Raw genomic sequence first — 16,624 nt, 5'->3', positions numbered from 1 at the left:
ATCCATTTTATAAGACCTCGTTTTTAAATGGTGAGATTTTTAGAAATATTACTGCTTTGGGTGGTTGTTTTGAATTTAAATTTTCTTGATTTGATTTCATTTTGTAGAAATAATTAGGATAAACAGTGTTGTCTTATGAAGGATTTTTTAAAAAATATTTTTTGAGATATATTTATGTTTATGATCCAGGTTATTTTAGTCTGATTTATTCTTTGAAGACCCTCATAGCTGTATTTTTGAGTATGATTGTTAATTATTTTTTATTTGATTCAGGCGTCTTGGTATGGGCAGCCCTCTCGCCTATATATATTTATTTTTTAAATACCCTTATTGGAGATAAAAATAAAATCGGTTATTTGGTTTTATTTATTTTATTGACTTCATTGTCAGTTTTTGTCTTTAGTGTCTTTTCTAGATTTGGATTTTGGCTTTTTTTACCTGTAATGTTCACTGCTTTTATCGCAGGAATTTCTAGCGTTTATAACATCGATTTACAGAAAGTATTGAATATGGTGCTCATAAATGGCTTGGTGGCTTGTATTTATGTGAATTCAAATATTCCTATAGCGCTTAAAGATGAGATTTTGACTATTGTCATTGGTGGATTTATAGGCATTGGAATGTTGTTTTTTATCTCCAATGGAAAATATGGCAAATTTACCAAGAAAAATTTTTCTTCCTTGTTGTTTGATCTTGAGTTGATGATCGGTAATATTTCTAATCCTAGGGATTATTTTAAAATTAGAAATCAAACCCTGATGCAGATTGAATCTATAAAGCATATCCTGAATTCTCGTGCTGGAAAGATAAAGGATCCGCATATCATTAAAAACACAAAACGAACTTTATTTTATCTTTATCGTATTGAAGAAATTTATCATTCAATAAATTCCATTCACTATTATTTTAATTCAAATAAGATTGATGAGTCATTTTATGAGGTAAAGAATGAAATTGTGGCGAACTTAAGAGAGTTATCCAAAATGTTTTATGGGTCTCGTCCTGTTTTAACTAAAGAAATATTGCAAAAGGTTTTGGATTCAGATTGTAATAAAGTATTTGCAAGCTCGGTTAAAATTATTTATAATAAAATGGAGTCTTTTCGTAGGGGAGGGGAGGAAGAAGCTTATCTTACTCAAGTAATGCCTTCAAAAAATTTCAATAATATCCTAGATAGTATCATCCATCTTGATCCTGTATGTAGGTATTCAATTAAATATTCTCTCACCTTGGGGATTACTATTTTTATAGCTCAGTACTTAAAAATAGATCATGGCATATGGATTGCAATAGGTGCAATGGCTATTATGAGACCTAACTTAGGATCTATAAAAGATATTACTAAGGATTATTTTTTAGGTACTTTTCTGGGATTGGTTTGTGGAATTATTTTTGTAAGTTTATTTGGTAAAACATTTGTTTTTTATCCACTTTTTATGATTGTGCTATTTTTGTTCATTTACCTGCGGGTATATCCATATGCTATTTGGTCTGGTGTTATGATGATTGCTTTTGTGATGATGTTTGCAATGTTAAGAGAGGATTTTTTGGAATTGATTTTTGGACGACTTTTAGATATCTTGATAGCATTTTGTGTGGTTTTTGGAGCATTTTGGTTTATATGGCCAAAATATAGTGGAGATGATGTTTTGCCCAATATTAGGCAAAACATCTCCTTTCTGGAGAAAATACTTTCCTTTATTTATAAAAATCTAGACAATTTAAGCCTCAAAAAGAGAGAATTTTTGAGTTTGGAGAGTGAATTTTTTAATCAATATAATTTATTAGCTACTTCAATCAGTGATGCAAAAGAAGAAAAAAATACGTATTCAAAAACAGATATTAAAAATGCCCAAACAGCTTTGGAAATGATTGATTTACTCAATCAAAGCACTAATAAACTTTATGATTATCTTTGTGTTTTTGAAGATATGGCTGAGAATAAAGAGATTTTTAATAATGATATCAGGCTTATTTTGACTAGATATGAAATGCTTGTTAAGCTTATAGATCGGTTGCCTTATTATTTCAAAGAAGAAAAAGATGGAAGATTTTTGGCTCTAGATGATAAATTTAACATGATGGTTGAAGATGTTTTTATGTTGCAAAATCAATTGTATTTGGCTATCTTATCAAATATAAAATACTGATCAAATATATAAAGTAGGAGTACTTTGATGGAATTGAATTCAAAAGAGAGGAAAAAGGTAGCTCTTTTTATAGATTGTGAAAATATCAGTCATAAATTGATTGATGATATTATGGAAAGACTCAGTGATGTCGGGGAAGTGTGTGTAAAAAAAGCTTATGGGGATTGGAGAAATAATGGTATTAAAAATTGGGAAGAGGGACTTATTAAATATTCCATAGAACCTATTCATATTATTACAGGAAATCGAAATGGAGATGGGGGTAGTGCTGGAAAAAACTCTTCTGATATTAAAATCACCATTGATGTTATCAATACGCTGCATTCTGGGACTATGGAATGCATTGCTTTGGCAACTAGCGATAGTGATTTTGCACCTCTTGCACAAGAAATTAGAGCCAAGGGGATTCCTGCGATTGGATTTGGAGAAAAAAAGACTAGAGAAGATTTTCGTAAGGCTTTTACAAATTTTGAAGAGATTGGGGTTGCAGATAAGCCTAATTCTCAACTTTATAAAGATAAAAATTTAATTAAATTATTAAGAAATGCGGTTGAATCAACTTCTGGAGATGATGGAAAATCACTCGTTTCAAGAGTGGGGTTGTGGATCAAAAATAATTATCTTAAAGCCGCCTCTTCTTGTGGTCAGGATAGTTGGGGCGATGTTTTTAAGGCTTTGCCTGATTATTTTGAAATAAGCTATAGTGGCGTGAATAATAGCGTTATGAGTGTTCAATACAGAAAAAAATAACCATCTATAAATCTTTTAGATGGTTAAGGGTTCTTATGCCCAAAGAAAAGAGACTTTCTCGTAAAGTTTTCTGGTTTTTAGATGGTCACCGTTGTTGTATTTTAAATAAATTAAACTGATTGATTAAGCTTAAGTTTCTGGTTTTTTAGATGCTTATTGTTGTTGTATTTTAAATATCTTAAACTCTCTAAAAAACTCATCACCTTTTGGATACTTGTTGTTTGCGTTCAAAAAAGCTCCGTATTTGAATACCATCAGAGATATTGAGCTTTAGGTGGTTATTTTTCTCGCCAAACACCCCCCCCCCATTTTTCCATTTTTTAAAAGTTTCTAGATGGTTGTGGTTTTTATGTTCAAACCACATTGTCGGTTAAGGCTTTTTATTCCACTTCTATGGGGAGGCTATATGTTCAACTCGTTTTTGTAGCAAAATAACGATCTGAATTCTTTTTAGAAGATATTCTTTCAGCGTTACAATTTTGGCTAATACATTTTCAAGTGCTTTTAGATAGATAGGGTTTAGGTAATTAAACAAATTTTAACGAAATTGATATGATTGGCCATCTTTTTTTGGATAGTTGGAGTTCATGGATCTAAATAAGTGTCCATTTATTGTATTCATATAAAAGCGATTTAAATACTTAGGGTTTGTGTATGCTTAAATAAGTTTTGTAAAAAAAACTCATCAAACACCAAACCCTAGATAGTCACAGTTCGTATGCTCAAACAAGCGGGAATATTTTTGAGTTCTTCAATCGCCTTTTGAGGGATTTGTTCATCAATAATAATAAGTGCTAGAGCTTCTTTGTTTGAATTCCTACCGAGTCTAAAATCAGAGATATTGATATGATGTTTGGCCAAAGTATTTCCAACGCTTCCTATGACGCCTGGTACATCGGTATTTTTGAATAATATCATTTTGCCTTTAGGTTCTATGTCTATGTTAAACCCATTGATATTTGTGAGCTTTATAATATTATCTTCAAATACTGTTCCACTCACGCTTAAAGATTCACTAGAGGTGGTGAGAGTTATAGTGATGAGATTTTTATAAGAATTTGACATTTCTTTTGTCTTGACATGTATCTCAATACCTCTTTCTTTTGCCAAAAATTGTGCATTAACATAATTGATATTTTCTCCCAATGATGGCTTGAGTATTCCAACAAGTGCGAAAGTGATCAAGGAATTGCTGTATTGGCTTATCTCTCCATCAATATTGAGGTGAATGGAAGTGATGGCGTCCTTGTTTGCTTGAGCACAAAAAAAGCCTAGCTTTTGTGTGAGCTCTAGGTATGCTTTAACATTTTCGTGAATTTCATTCTCTTTTACAGGCAGATTTAGTGCATTGGGATAGCTTGCACCTCTAGCGGCTTCAAGAGCTGCTTGTGCGGCTTGTAAGGCGATTTGTTCTTGAGATTCTAGTGTATTGGCTCCAATATGAGGAGTTACATAAACATTATCCAGATCAAGCAGTGGATTATTGAAGCCAGGTTCTTTTGTAAAAACATCTATTCCAGCCCATCTGATTTTTTTGCTTTTAAGTGCATTGAAAATATCTTCCTCGTTGTACAGACCCCCTCTCGCACAGTTAATGAGGATAACCCCATCTTTCATTTTTGAGATCTCATTAGAAGTGATGATATTTTTCGTCTCTTCGTTTTTGGGAGTATGGATAGTGATAATATCGCATTTGAGGATATCTTCAAAATTCTTAGTATAGCTTATTCCCATATCTGTAGCTTTTGAAGGTTGAATATAAGGATCGTAGGCAAGTATATCCATTTCAAATGCTTTAGCTCTAATTCCAACCCTAGAACCAATATTGCCAAATCCAATGATGCCTAGTTTTTTCCCTTTTAATTCTGTACCATACCAATCTTCACGTTTCCATTTTCGTTCAATCCTGAGTTGATAATCAGCACCAGGGAAATTTCTGACAGCATTGATGATATGAGCCATCGTGAGTTCTACGGCGGCGATAGTATTAGCCGTAGGTACATTCATCACTACAACACCTTTTCGGGAACAATTTTCTATATCTACATTATCTACCCCCACCCCAGCTCTTACAATAGCTTTGAGTTTTCCAATGGAATTTAAAAATTTCTCATCTACCGCTGTAGAACTTCTAGTGATGACAACATCAGCGTCTTTAATTAGGGTTAGAAGTTGATCTTTAGGCAAATCTGCTAGATTTTGCATTTGGATATCATTTTGATTTTCTAGAAGATCCAATCCTCTTTGATGTATATGATCACAAACGATTATTTTAGATATATTGCTCATAAACTAACTCCTTAAAGCTATTGAAGCTTATATTGTATCTCATAATATTTAAGATCTTGCATTATTTGATTTCTTCTTTTATCAGATGGTAAAAAAATCACTATATTGGTGGAGTTTTTTGCCTGATAGTAGGCGAATTCAAGTTTTTTTTCTTTTAAAATTTCGTTCAGACAAAAAAACTTATATTCATCAAGGTTATCAATAACTAATTTTGTAGGGATTGACTTATCATCAGGAGATTTAAAGTCCATATGGATTTTAATTTCTGTGGCAGGGTAAGTATAGGGCTTAAAGTTTTTCAAAGAATCTTTGAGCCAGGATTTATCATGCTCTATGAGAGTTTCGTTTTGATTTGGAACGTGGATATTAGAAGATGGATAGTCTATTTTTATACTCACTTTATGATGAGTATAAAAAAGTCTAAGCACATAAATTGATAAAGCAAAAATAACTATTAAAAAAAATCCTAATAGTAGCTTTATCTTCATATTATATGAATCAGATTCTATCTTTTATGAGATCGCCTAAAGTCATTTTATCCTCGTTTGAATTGAAGGCTTTTAATTCATCTTTTTCTTTTTTACGTTCCAATCTTTTTATAGATACACGAACTTTATTGGCAACTTTGTCTATAAAAGCCACCACTCCCTCGATGTCATCATCAATTTTTATATCTTCTTTTTTTAGAGGGAATAAATCTTCATTTTTAATGAGAGCATCCATATCGCCTATTTTAATGAATATGCCAAAATCTCTAATATCAATGACTTTGCCATTGACCACATCATCAATGTTGTATTTTTGAGCAAATTCCTCTGTAGGAGATGGTTTTAGTGCCTTCATGCTTAGAGAGATTTTTTCTCTTTCTTTGTCGATTTTAGTTAGCTTGACTTCAACTTCTTCGCCTATTTTGAAAATATCTTTACATTTTTGACCTCTATCCCAAAAAGTATCATCATTGTGTAGCAAACCATCTAATCCACCAAAATTCACAAAAGCTCCAAAATCAGTTAGTGTAGCGATTTTTCCTTTAATAACATCACCTATGTGATGCTTTTTTATAAAATCATTAAAGGGTTTGTCAAGTAGTTTTTTCAAAGAAACCCGAAGTCGTCTATTTTCAGAATCAATTTCGATAACTTCTACATCAATTTCTTGACCAACTTTGAGATATTCATCAGGGTGTTTAATATCTTTACTCCAGGAGATTTCAGAGATATGCAAAAAGCCCTCAATGTCATTTCCAATATCTACAAATGCTCCATAGGGCTCAATATTGCTAACCACAACCTTGATAGCATATCCAGTCTTGAGTTCTTTTTGAATTTCTTTCCAAGGATCCTCCCCAATAGCTCTAATTGAGAACGAAAGACGTCTTTTTGCTTCATCATAAGAGATAGCCTTAACTTCGACTTTGTCTCCTTCTTTGTAATACTTAGCTGGATTTACAGGTCCTTTGTGGCTTATTTCGGTGTAATGCACCAGCCCCTCAATTCCTTCTACTTCCACAAACATACCAAATGCAGTGATACTTTTTATAAGGGCTGTATAAACTTTTCCAGATTCAACGAGTTTTTTAGCACCTTCAGATTGATTTTTATCATCTATTTCAAAAAATCTTTTTCGCGAGATGACTATAGAATCATCATCAGGACGAATATTAACCACACAAGCTTTAATTCTTTTGTCAATATTCTTGGCATCATCTTTCAGAGATGAATTGAATTTAGGCATAAAATATTCAATTCCATCAGATTCAACTATATATCCACCCTTATTTTTTCTTATAATTTTCCCCTCAATAACTTTATCTTTATAATCTTCACCAAATTCTTTTATTTTTTCTTTTATTTTTTTACTGCGAATTGCTTTTTTGTAAGAAACATTAGGTCTTTCTCCCCTTCCTTGAGAGACATATACCTCTATTTTATCCCCTTCTTTGAATAAAATATTTTCCTGTGAGTCTTTTATTTCTGAAAGACTCAATCTACCCTCAATCTTTTCTCCCACATCTATCATAGCAAATTCGTCGTTTATAGATACGATAACTCCATCTTTGATTGTCCCGTTATCATAAGATTTTTCGCTCTCTTGTAGAAGTTTTGCGAAATCTTCATTTTCCTCAAAATCTTCCAAGTTCTCTAAAACCACTCTCATCTGTTCCCTTTAATTATTTGATTTTTTAGGCATTTTAGCTATAGTTTCCTTTTAAAGCTATAAAAATCTTTTAGATTTTTGAAATTTCTATAAAGATTGGATTTTTTCCTTTACTTTATCAATAATCCAATCAGGAGTTGAGGCTCCAGCTGTTATCCCGCACACGTTTTTATCCTTGAACCATTCCTTGCAAAGATCATTCTCATCTTCTACTAGATAGCTATCAGGACAGTTTTGAAGTGCAATATTGAGAAGTTGTTTTGTATTTGAGGAGGTTTTTCCTCCTACAACAATCATCACATCAACTTCTTTGCTAAGCTCTCTAGCAGATTCTTGATTGTCTGAAGTTGCATTACAAATAGTATTGAATATTCTTGCTTCATAGCAGTGAGTTATAAGATAAGAAGCTATTTTAAGTAAATTTTCAGCTTGTTTTGTAGTTTGGGATACCAAGGCTATTTTTTTCTTGATTTTTGCTTCTTTTAATTCTTCTAATGAGCTCACAACTATTGGATCAGTGATTGAATAACTCATCACTCCTTTAACTTCAGGATGAGTTTTATCTCCAAAGATGATGATTTGATAGCCTTCTTCACTCATAGATTCCACAATCTCTTGAGGTTTAGTGACATACGGGCAGGTTGCATCAGTGATTTGGACATCTTTTGTCTTGAGATATTTTAAATCATCTTTTGGAATACCATGTGTTCTTATGATGACATTTTGACCGTTTTTAATAGTTTGGGTATTTTCTTCTACTTTTACACCAAATTTCATTTGCAATCTAGATATTTCTTTTGGATTATGAATGAGTGGTCCTAAGGTGATGCTATTTTTTGTTTTTTCTGCGATTTGTATCGCACGTTTGACCCCAAAACAAAATCCATATTTTTTAGCTAATTTTATTTCCATATTTTAACTTCCTTGATTTTGTACTTTTGTGATTTTTTGGAGGATATCTAAAAAATTTGGAAAAGACACATCAATACATTCAGAATCTTTTATTTTAGATCCACTTATTAGCCCAGCAATCGCAAAACTCATAGCTATCCTATGATCCCCAAAACTTTCTAAAACATTAAATTTTAATTCTCCACCTTCTATAGAATAGCCATCTTCAAATTCTTCGCACCTTATACCCATTTTTTCTAAATTTGTAACCACAGCTTTGATTCTGTCAGTTTCTTTCACGCGAAGCTCATGGGCATTTTTGATGGTGCTTTTTCCTTTGGCAACTGCCATAGCGATACTTAAGGCAGGAATTTCATCAATAAGCCAAGAAATATTTTCTTTAATATCAACTCCGTGCAAGGATTTTTGCTCTACATAAATGTCTCCAATATCTTCATAATCTTTATTTGTGCTAGAGTATTGTATTTTTGCCCCCATTTTTTCGAGTACTTTAAACGCTTCTATTCGGGTTTTATTGAGTAGTACATTTTTTAATAATATCTTTGAGTTAGGCACAATTGCTGCAGCTATTGCGAAAAAAAATGCACTAGAAGGATCTGAAGGAATATTTATATTCATAGCTTCTAAAGGATGCTCTAGCGGTGAAATTTCGATAACATCAGCATTGCTGTTTATTTTTGCTCCCATGCCCTTAAGCATATTTTCGGTGTGGTCTCGGCTCAAATGCGGTTCGCTAAATTTTGAAATTTGGGTTGAATTTAAGGCCGCTAATATCATCGCACTTTTAACTTGTGCAGACGAAATAGGGCTTTTGTAATCAAAACCCTGAAGTTCTTGTCCTATGACTGTTATTGGTGCGAAAGAATTTTGTTTTCTAGCATAGATTTTGGCTCCTATATTTTTAAGGGGTTCAATAATCCTTTTCATAGGACGCACCCTTAGATATTCATCTCCTGTGAGAGTAAAATACCCCTTTTGGGCACAAAGTAATCCTGTATAGAGCCTGATAGCTGTCCCTGCATTTCCGCAATCAAGGATATTATCAGGTTCTTGGATTCCTTGTTTTGGAGGGATGAATTTCATTTGATTTTTGTTTATTTCCTGTACTTGCAAACCTAGCTGTTTAGCTATTTTTAATGTGTTTAGGGTGTCTTCTCCTAAAAGATAATTACGAATTAAAGAAGGCTTATTGCTAAGCAAACTAAAAATGGCACATCGATGTGAAATGGATTTATCAGAAGCGATGCTATCAACTTCTAATTCAAACTTTTTTGTTGCCTTAACTTCAGTGATTCTCATCTGTTCTCCACAAATTATAATTTTTGTGATTATGAGATTTGATTGGGTTGTTAATAGAAATTTGCATTTTATTCCTTGAGTTTAGCATCAAAGTTGATTCTTATGATCTCAAGTACTTCTTGTGTGATATTTGTAAAATCATTTTCTGTTAAAGTCTCCTCCATTGATTGAATGTCCATACGAATGCTAAGAGCAATATGTCTATCTGTGATGGATTCCTCATAGATATCTAGTGGGTAGATATCTTTTAGATTGGGAATTTTAGCTTTTTTTATTTTGGTAGCGATTTCTTCAAAAGAAATTTTTCTATCAATAAGAATAGTGATGTCTTTTTGGGTTGAAGGATATTTAGAAAATTCTTTTGCAACAATATGTTTAGGAATAATATTTTCAAAATCAACTTCACAGAAGAATCCCTCATAAATTCCCAATTCTTTCGCAAGGATGGGATTTAGTTTGCTTATAATTCCAGCTTGTTTTCCATCAATAAATATATTTGCACTTTGATAGGGATGAATGGTTTTATTGACTTGTTCTTCATTCAAGGGTTTGAGTTCAAAATCTCCGATAATGCAAGAAATGCTCTTACAAAAATCATAAAAATCCCAAGCAATACCCTTTGGATAAGGGTATGTTTCTGGAATCTTTAATCCGTTCACCATAAATGCAATGCTTGTTTTTTCTTCTCTATTTTGATTGTAGATGCTTCCTATTTCAAATATTTTGATACTTTTGTAATCTAGATTTTTATTTCTAAGTATTGAATCAAGCATCGCTGGAATAAGAGAAGTTCGCAAAGTGTTTAGTTCTGAAGTGATGGGATTTTGTAAATCTAGTTCTTCTTTAAGTGTAGGAAACCCTAGATCCTGCAATTTTTCTTTTTGATAAAATAAATAGTGAATGGTTTCAATAAAGCCCATTGCTAAAGCTTTTGTAGCTATGTTTCGTTGATTTTTATAGAAAATATACCCTTCATTGCGGTAGGGTTTTTCAATCGTATTGTGGGGGCTTGATGGAATATTTCTAATACCATAGATACGCAAAAATTCTTCTGCGGCATCTTGTTTGGTTTTAATATCGTGTCGATAACTTGGTGGAATGATGCTGAAAAAATTATCATCAGAGGTGGCTTTTATTCTAAAATTCAAGCTTTTTAGAATTCTTGCGATTTCTTCTTTATCAATACTTTTGCCAATTATGTTGCAAATAGTGTTAAAAGTTGTATTGATAATCGTGTCTTCATATTCTTGTTTTACCTCTTGAACGCCAGAATATATGAGGCATTTTGTAAAATCTGAAAAACTTTTGCACAAATAATTCATTCCTGTTTCTAGTTGAGGGTTTGATCCTCTAGTGGATCGATAAATGAGTGATTTATTTTGTTTAGGTTTGTTTTTAAAGAGCATTTTTGAAATAAAGATCGGATCAATATAGCTTGCTTCTATGATGATAGTCTTAGGTAGGGTATCTAGGTCTTGATCAATTTGATTTCCTACGCCTATGATGGATAGCTTTTTATCCAAGAAAACCGCCTCAAAGCCACTTTCATCTTTTTTGATACTCAAAGAAACTTCAGGACCCTTGTTTGATTCAATCACTTCTGGATTTTTTATTGCATAAGCATTTAAGATGACCCCACTCATATAAGTGCTGTATTCAATGATATTTTGAATAGGACTTTTTTGTAATGTATTATTCAGAGCTAAAGATAGCTCAACTTCTAATGGAGTGTTGATTTGTTTTACTTCAATTACCTTATATAAAAGTGAGGATTGGATTTTTCCCTCAGTGAATACTTGCAAGACTCTACCCACCCCTAATGCGATGTCCGAATCAGTTTCATTGTAAGTGTTGATAGGGAGATCAAAAATAGAGCTTATCTCTCTAGCCACACCAAGCACACATAAACAATCTCCTCTATTTGGAGTGAGTGAAATGTCGATGATATGATTATTAAACAAAGAGTATTCTTTTAGTTCTTTTCCTAGCTCTATCTTGCCGATACTCTCATCTAAAATCATAATGCCATCATTCATATGAGGTAATCCAAGTTCTGTGCTAGAGCAAATCATGCCATGGCTATCTATCCCTCTAAGGGTTGCTTGTTGTATTTTTAATCCACCATTTTTTGCTTCTGGCAAGAAAGCTCCGATTAAAGCTACAGGCACATATTGGCCTTTGGCGACATTTTTTGCACCACAGATAATTTGAAGTGTTTCCTCTCCTATACAAACCTGACATATATTGAGTTTATCCGCATCTGGATGAGGGGTTTTTTCAACTATTTTTCCTACGACTATTTTATGAGGCAACTCAATCTTTTTACAAGACTCTACCTCTAGTCCAATTTCACTCAGAGTGTCACAGAGTTTGCTAGTATCAATGCCTGATATGTTGATGAATTTAGATAATAAATGGGTGGTTATAATCATTAAAATTGCTCCAATACTCTTAAATCTGTTTCAAAAAAGCTTCTCAAATCGCTAACTCCACAAGTGAGCATAGCTAACCTTTCTATACCCATTCCAAAAGCGTATCCACTCACATTTTTATATCCCACTGCTTGAAATACATATTCATCTACTACGCCACAGCCTAATATTTCGAGCCAACCTGTTTGAGAACAGACTCTACAGCCACAACCATCACAAAAAACACAGCTGATATCAACTTCAGCACTTGGTTCTGTAAAGGGGAAAAAACTAGAACGAAATCTAACCTTAACATCACCGAACATATATCTTAAAAAATCTTCCAATGTGTATTTGAGATTTGAAAAACTAGCTTTATCTCCATTATCCACCACAAGACCTTCAACCTGGTGAAACATTGGCGTATGCGTGAGATCATAATCACGTCTGAAAGTTGGGCCTGGACAAATCATTTTTATAGGGGGTACTTGAGTTTGCATCGTGCGGATTTGAACAGGTGAAGTGTGCGTACGCAAGAGCATTGAATCCTTGAAATAAAAAGTATCTTGCATATCTCGAGCAGGATGATATTCAGGGAGATTAAGTGCGGCAAAATTATGAAAATCATCTTCAATTAAAGGTCCTATACAGAGCTCATATCCAAGATAGGTAAAATAATCAATGATTCTATCTTTTGTGTAACTGATAGGGTGCCCTAAAGTTTTGTGTGGATTGGATACAAATAAACTCACATCAATTTTTTCTTGCTCTAAAGCAGCCTTTAGTTCAAGGGTTTGAAGCTGTGTTTTTTTCTCTTGATGAATGGATTCAAAACTCATTTTGAGATTATTTAAGGTTTTTGCTAGTTCTTTTTTGGCCTCGCCTTCTAGAGATTTTAGTTCAGAGAATTTTTGGGTGATAGAGCCTTTTTTCCCCAAGGCTTCCACGCGGATAGTTTCTAACTCTTGTGAGGTTTTAGCATTTTTGAGTCTTTGTAATAGTGTGTCCAAGATGATTATCCTAAAAGTTTATTTCCGTATTTTACAACAAAACATTGCAGAGATTTTAGTCAAAATAACTTTATAAATAGATATAATTTGGAAATTTAAACAAGGAGATTGCAGTTTGAATATATTTGAGAAAATTATCGCTGGAGAGATTCCTTCTAAAAAAATCTTAGAGAACTCTAAATTTTTAGCTTTTTATGACATTGCACCTAAGGCTCCTATACACGCTCTAGTGATACCAAAAAAGTCTATCAAAGATTTTAATGAAATAACTCCTGATTTAATGGCGGAGATGAGTGATTTTATCTTGGAGGTTGTGCAAGAGCTTGGGATTAAAGATAGTGGATATCGTTTGATTACAAATATTGGCAATGATGGCGGACAAGAAGTTCCTCATCTTCATTTTCACATTCTTGGAGGGGTAAAATTGAAGTGGCCTGAGCTTGTTTAAAAGATGAATTATGTCCGAAAATAAATTACTCAGCGAGTTTTTTGCACCGCTACTAGATGAAAGAAATGATAGATTAAAACAAATTCGAGATGGTGTCATACTAAAAAAAGATACTAAATATTTTGATTGGACAGGCTCTGGACTTGCCCATGTATTGGTAGAAAAACGTATTAAAAAGCTCTTGCCTTATTACGCCAATATTCATTCAGAGGCTTCCACGCATTCCAAAATAATGAGCGAAGTTTATCTTAAAAGTAAAGATATATTGAGAGAAAGCTTGGAACTTGATGAGGATTTTGCTATTCTTTCCACGGGCTTTGGTGCTAGTGGGGCTATCAAGAAGTTTCAAGAAATTTTAGGGGTGTATATTCCTCCTAAAACTAGGGCTATCTTAGATTTAGATATAAAAAAAATATCCATTCCAAAAGTACTCATAGGGCCTTATGAACATCACTCTAATGAGATTAGCTGGAGAGAAGGTATATGCGAGGTTAAGCGAGTTAATCTAAATACAGAAGGAGTATTTGATTTAAAAGCTTTAGAGGATATTTTAAAATCTGATAGAAATATCAGAATCACTTCTTTTAATTTAGCCTCAAATGTCACAGGAATAATTGCTCCTTATGAGAAGATTTCAACTTTGGTTAGAAAACATAAGGCCTTATTAGCATTTGATATGGCGAGTTCTTCCTCGCATATGAATATCCCTGCTAGTTCATTTGATGCTTGTTTTCTTTCTCCTCATAAATTGCTAGGAGGAGTGGGCTCAAGTGGTCTTTTGTGCTTACAAAAAAAAATCATAGACACAGATATTTCTCCGACTTTTAGTGGGGGAGGGGTTGTGAAATATGTCAGTAGAAAAACACAAGAATATTTTGAAGATATAGAAATTCGTGAGGAGGCAGGGACTCCTGGATTGCTTCAGATGTACCGATCCGCTTTGGCTTATAAGCTAAGAGATGAATATGGTTTGGAAAATATCATTCGCAGAGAAAAGATACTCACACAAATGATTCTTCATGAACTCTCTAATATTCCTGCTATTAAGATTTATGGAAATCTTGAAGTTCCTAGAATAGGGATTATCTCTTTGAATGTAGGAGGGATCTCTCCTTATGATTTAGCCTTTGTTTTAAGTAATGTTTATCATATTCAAACTCGTGCGGGTTGTAGTTGTGCAGGTCCTTATGGACATGATTTGCTTGATATGGAAGATGGAAGTTTTGACACACTCAAGATAAGGCCTGGCTGGTTGCGTATCAGCGTACATTATACACATTCATTTGAGGATATAGAATATCTTATTAATAGCCTAAAGAAGGCTATTAAAACATTGCGTGGAGGTTGAGATTATTCCCAATTAAAACCCAAGTTAGCATAAAAATATCTTCCTTTTAGTGCTTGTGGATTGTAGATAGGGTGGTATCCCCAAATTTCTGCATTAAAATATTTTCCCCAATAAAGCTTTAATCCCACGCCTCCACCTATGAGAAATCCATTATCAGATTCATGATTGATGCTTTTATAAATATCTGTGGTGTATCCCATATCTAAGCCTATTGTTGGGGCTAGTGTGATTTTGAAAAAAGCAGGTAGATAGTAGGTAAAATCATTTCGATTTAATATCCCCATTTCTCCATTTAAAACCAAACTATCGAAACCTCTGACACTATAAATTCCTCCCAATCCAAATTTCTCACTCGCATAAAGTCTTTTTCTTGAAACTTGCGTCTTAATCAAGCTTGTATAGGTAAAACTTTGATTTAAAATTTTAAAAGGTGTATAAATATATGCATCAATAGTTGGGATAGTGTAAAAAAAATCTGGTTCTTGTTCTGAATCTGTAAAATTATCCATAGAGCCTAAGAATTTTATTCCTTGCTTAATACCCAAGCTTAGATTTATAGAAGCCCTATAAATGGATCTAATGTAATTTATATTTGCATATATGTTGGTTAAATTTCTTCTCTGAGGAAGAAGCTCGATATTTTCTATATAATTCTTTGCCCATCTTTTCCCTAATCCAAAATTAAAGCTGACCTGATTGAGATTGTCCAAATAAATCAAAAAATTACCATTAATATCCATGTTTGCGGAATAACCATTGTAACTAAAGGTATTTTTACTTATTAATAAAGATTGAGCATATTGAGAATATGAACCACTGAAGGAAAATAAAAACCTCCTAAAAGGAATACTGAAATCACTTGAAAAATACAGATTGTGAGAATTTTTCCAAGCAGGTGTGATTAGTCCATAAATACGAAATATTTCAGCTAGAGAAAGAATATTTTCCAATCCAAATTGAAGTGAAGTCTGATAGATTCCTGTTGATATTGAACCAGCGTTATTGGCACTCAAAGAGGCGTAAATAGGCAATGTTTTGCTTTGGTGATTGAGTGTGATTTTAGATTCGGGAATAGCATTACTTTTTTCTGTAGATGAAATTTCTATGATTGGATTGAGGGTTTTTAATCGTTTAAAATTATAAAGTCCTCTATCAATAGGCCTGATGGTAAAAATATCTCCAGGCTTTATAGAATAATCTTTTCTCCAAAACCGAGCTATCGTTTTTTTGTCTTTATATTGTATTTCTTTGAGAATAGTGGTTTTTAGAGTGATGATTAGTTTTTTGTTGTTTAGATCTTGAGTCTTTACTCCAAAATCTGTTGTGATGTAACCTTTTTTCAGAGATTTTAATTTTAGTTTATTTAAAAGTTCGGTAATCTTGTCTGTATTTAGACATTGATGAGTATAAGATTTCAGTATAGGAGTTAAAAATTTAAATTCTTTTTCTATTTGAGCTTGGAGTGATGGAATACTTGACTCAAGATAAATTTTGTGAATATCAAAACATACCAAAGAAGTATTTTTTGGCAGAGGTTTCGTGCTTTTTTGAGCGGGTTGCTCTGGAATATGATTTTTAAATGGTTGAAAATTTTGATAATTTAAAAAATCTTTTCTTTGGTTATTGAGTTGCTCATTCATATCATTAGGATTATATGAGAAATCTTTTGATTCTGTTGTTGCATAAAGAGTTTTTATCCCTATGAACATAGCTAAGATTATGAATAACAACTTCAAATATCTTCTCACCATTGACTCAATTCTCCTTTATAGTCGAATTTTATCTTCCTAATTATTAATATTTATTTAAGTTTTTATTTTTTATAATCCTAAAGGATAACATTTTATTTT

At 32.8% G+C, this 16,624-nt stretch carries 13 protein-coding genes; 4 read left to right on the top strand and 9 right to left on the bottom strand.

The genetic code is table 11. The annotated features are described in order from the left end of the window. Positions 1-125 precede the first annotated feature (125 nt). Complete coding sequence (locus tag BKH42_RS01350; RefSeq protein ID WP_095294037.1) at positions 126-2,150, top strand: FUSC family protein; 2,025 nt, start codon at positions 126-128, stop codon at positions 2,148-2,150. A 27-nt stretch (positions 2,151-2,177) separates the two neighbouring features. After that, on the top strand, positions 2,178-2,900 hold the full coding sequence (locus BKH42_RS01345; protein WP_095294035.1) for an NYN domain-containing protein: 723 nt from the start codon (positions 2,178-2,180) through the stop codon (positions 2,898-2,900). 199 nt (positions 2,901-3,099) lie between these two features. Here the strand turns inward: BKH42_RS01345 and BKH42_RS09385 are convergent, their stop codons facing one another. The 8 genes from BKH42_RS09385 to pheS form a co-directional block, all read right to left on the bottom strand. Beyond that, entirely contained in the window at positions 3,100-3,264 is a 165-nt protein-coding gene (locus BKH42_RS09385) for a hypothetical protein (RefSeq protein WP_180673879.1), read from the bottom strand. Between the two features lie 335 nt (positions 3,265-3,599). After that, positions 3,600-5,180: a phosphoglycerate dehydrogenase gene (gene serA / locus BKH42_RS01340; RefSeq protein ID WP_180673897.1), complete on the bottom strand. Its 1,581-nt coding sequence runs from the start codon at positions 5,178-5,180 to the stop codon at positions 3,600-3,602. Positions 5,181-5,206: 26 nt separating this feature from the next. Beyond that, complete coding sequence (locus BKH42_RS01335) at positions 5,207-5,617, bottom strand: hypothetical protein (RefSeq protein WP_219349822.1); 411 nt, start codon at positions 5,615-5,617, stop codon at positions 5,207-5,209. A 70-nt stretch (positions 5,618-5,687) separates the two neighbouring features. Then, entirely contained in the window at positions 5,688-7,346 is a 1,659-nt protein-coding gene (locus tag BKH42_RS01330; RefSeq protein WP_095294028.1) for a 30S ribosomal protein S1, read from the bottom strand. A gap of 87 nt (positions 7,347-7,433) precedes the next feature. Next, positions 7,434-8,258 carry a 4-hydroxy-3-methylbut-2-enyl diphosphate reductase gene (locus tag BKH42_RS01325; protein WP_095294026.1) on the bottom strand — a complete coding sequence of 275 codons (825 nt, stop codon included), beginning with the start codon at positions 8,256-8,258 and terminating at the stop codon, positions 7,434-7,436. A 3-nt stretch (positions 8,259-8,261) separates the two neighbouring features. Next, complete coding sequence (gene aroA, locus BKH42_RS01320) at positions 8,262-9,557, bottom strand: 3-phosphoshikimate 1-carboxyvinyltransferase (protein ID WP_095294024.1); 1,296 nt, start codon at positions 9,555-9,557, stop codon at positions 8,262-8,264. Between the two features lie 68 nt (positions 9,558-9,625). Next, positions 9,626-11,989 carry a phenylalanine--tRNA ligase subunit beta gene (gene pheT, locus BKH42_RS01315; RefSeq protein ID WP_095294022.1) on the bottom strand — a complete coding sequence of 788 codons (2,364 nt, stop codon included), beginning with the start codon at positions 11,987-11,989 and terminating at the stop codon, positions 9,626-9,628. Continuing rightward, positions 11,989-12,978 (bottom strand): phenylalanine--tRNA ligase subunit alpha, encoded by a 990-nt coding sequence (gene pheS / locus BKH42_RS01310; protein WP_095294020.1) that lies wholly within the window; start codon positions 12,976-12,978, stop codon positions 11,989-11,991. Before pheS ends, pheT begins: the two co-directional genes overlap by 1 nt. A 115-nt stretch (positions 12,979-13,093) precedes the next feature. Here pheS and BKH42_RS01305 point away from each other — a divergent pair, with 115 nt between their 5' ends. Then, on the top strand, positions 13,094-13,426 hold the full coding sequence (locus BKH42_RS01305) for a histidine triad nucleotide-binding protein (RefSeq protein WP_095294018.1): 333 nt from the start codon (positions 13,094-13,096) through the stop codon (positions 13,424-13,426). A 10-nt stretch (positions 13,427-13,436) separates the two neighbouring features. Next, on the top strand, positions 13,437-14,774 hold the full coding sequence (locus tag BKH42_RS01300; RefSeq protein WP_095294016.1) for an aminotransferase class V-fold PLP-dependent enzyme: 1,338 nt from the start codon (positions 13,437-13,439) through the stop codon (positions 14,772-14,774). Positions 14,775-14,776: 2 nt separating this feature from the next. Here the strand turns inward: BKH42_RS01300 and BKH42_RS01295 are convergent, their stop codons facing one another. Next, the gene (locus BKH42_RS01295) at positions 14,777-16,525 is read right to left on the bottom strand and encodes a ShlB/FhaC/HecB family hemolysin secretion/activation protein (protein ID WP_095294014.1); all 1,749 of its coding nucleotides are present in this window, start codon (positions 16,523-16,525) and stop codon (positions 14,777-14,779) included. Between the last annotated feature and the right edge of the window lie 99 nt (positions 16,526-16,624).

This window comes from Helicobacter sp. 13S00482-2 (genome assembly GCF_002272795.1).
In the GTDB taxonomy this organism is placed as follows: domain Bacteria; phylum Campylobacterota; class Campylobacteria; order Campylobacterales; family Helicobacteraceae; genus Helicobacter_J.
This window is presented reverse-complemented; position numbering and strand designations above follow the sequence as displayed.

Coding starts and splice junctions, on each gene's coding strand:
- BKH42_RS01345 (WP_095294035.1), top strand. CDS start 2,178: ATGGAATTGAATTCAAAAGAGAGGAAAAAGGTAGCTCTTTTTATAGAT.
- BKH42_RS09385 (WP_180673879.1), bottom strand. CDS start 3,264: ATGTGGTTTGAACATAAAAACCACAACCATCTAGAAACTTTTAAAAAA.
- BKH42_RS01330 (WP_095294028.1), bottom strand. CDS start 7,346: ATGAGAGTGGTTTTAGAGAACTTGGAAGATTTTGAGGAAAATGAAGAT.
- BKH42_RS01325 (WP_095294026.1), bottom strand. CDS start 8,258: ATGGAAATAAAATTAGCTAAAAAATATGGATTTTGTTTTGGGGTCAAA.
- aroA (WP_095294024.1), bottom strand. CDS start 9,557: ATGAGAATCACTGAAGTTAAGGCAACAAAAAAGTTTGAATTAGAAGTT.
- pheT (WP_095294022.1), bottom strand. CDS start 11,989: ATGATTATAACCACCCATTTATTATCTAAATTCATCAACATATCAGGC.
- BKH42_RS01300 (WP_095294016.1), top strand. CDS start 13,437: ATGTCCGAAAATAAATTACTCAGCGAGTTTTTTGCACCGCTACTAGAT.
- BKH42_RS01295 (WP_095294014.1), bottom strand. CDS start 16,525: ATGGTGAGAAGATATTTGAAGTTGTTATTCATAATCTTAGCTATGTTC.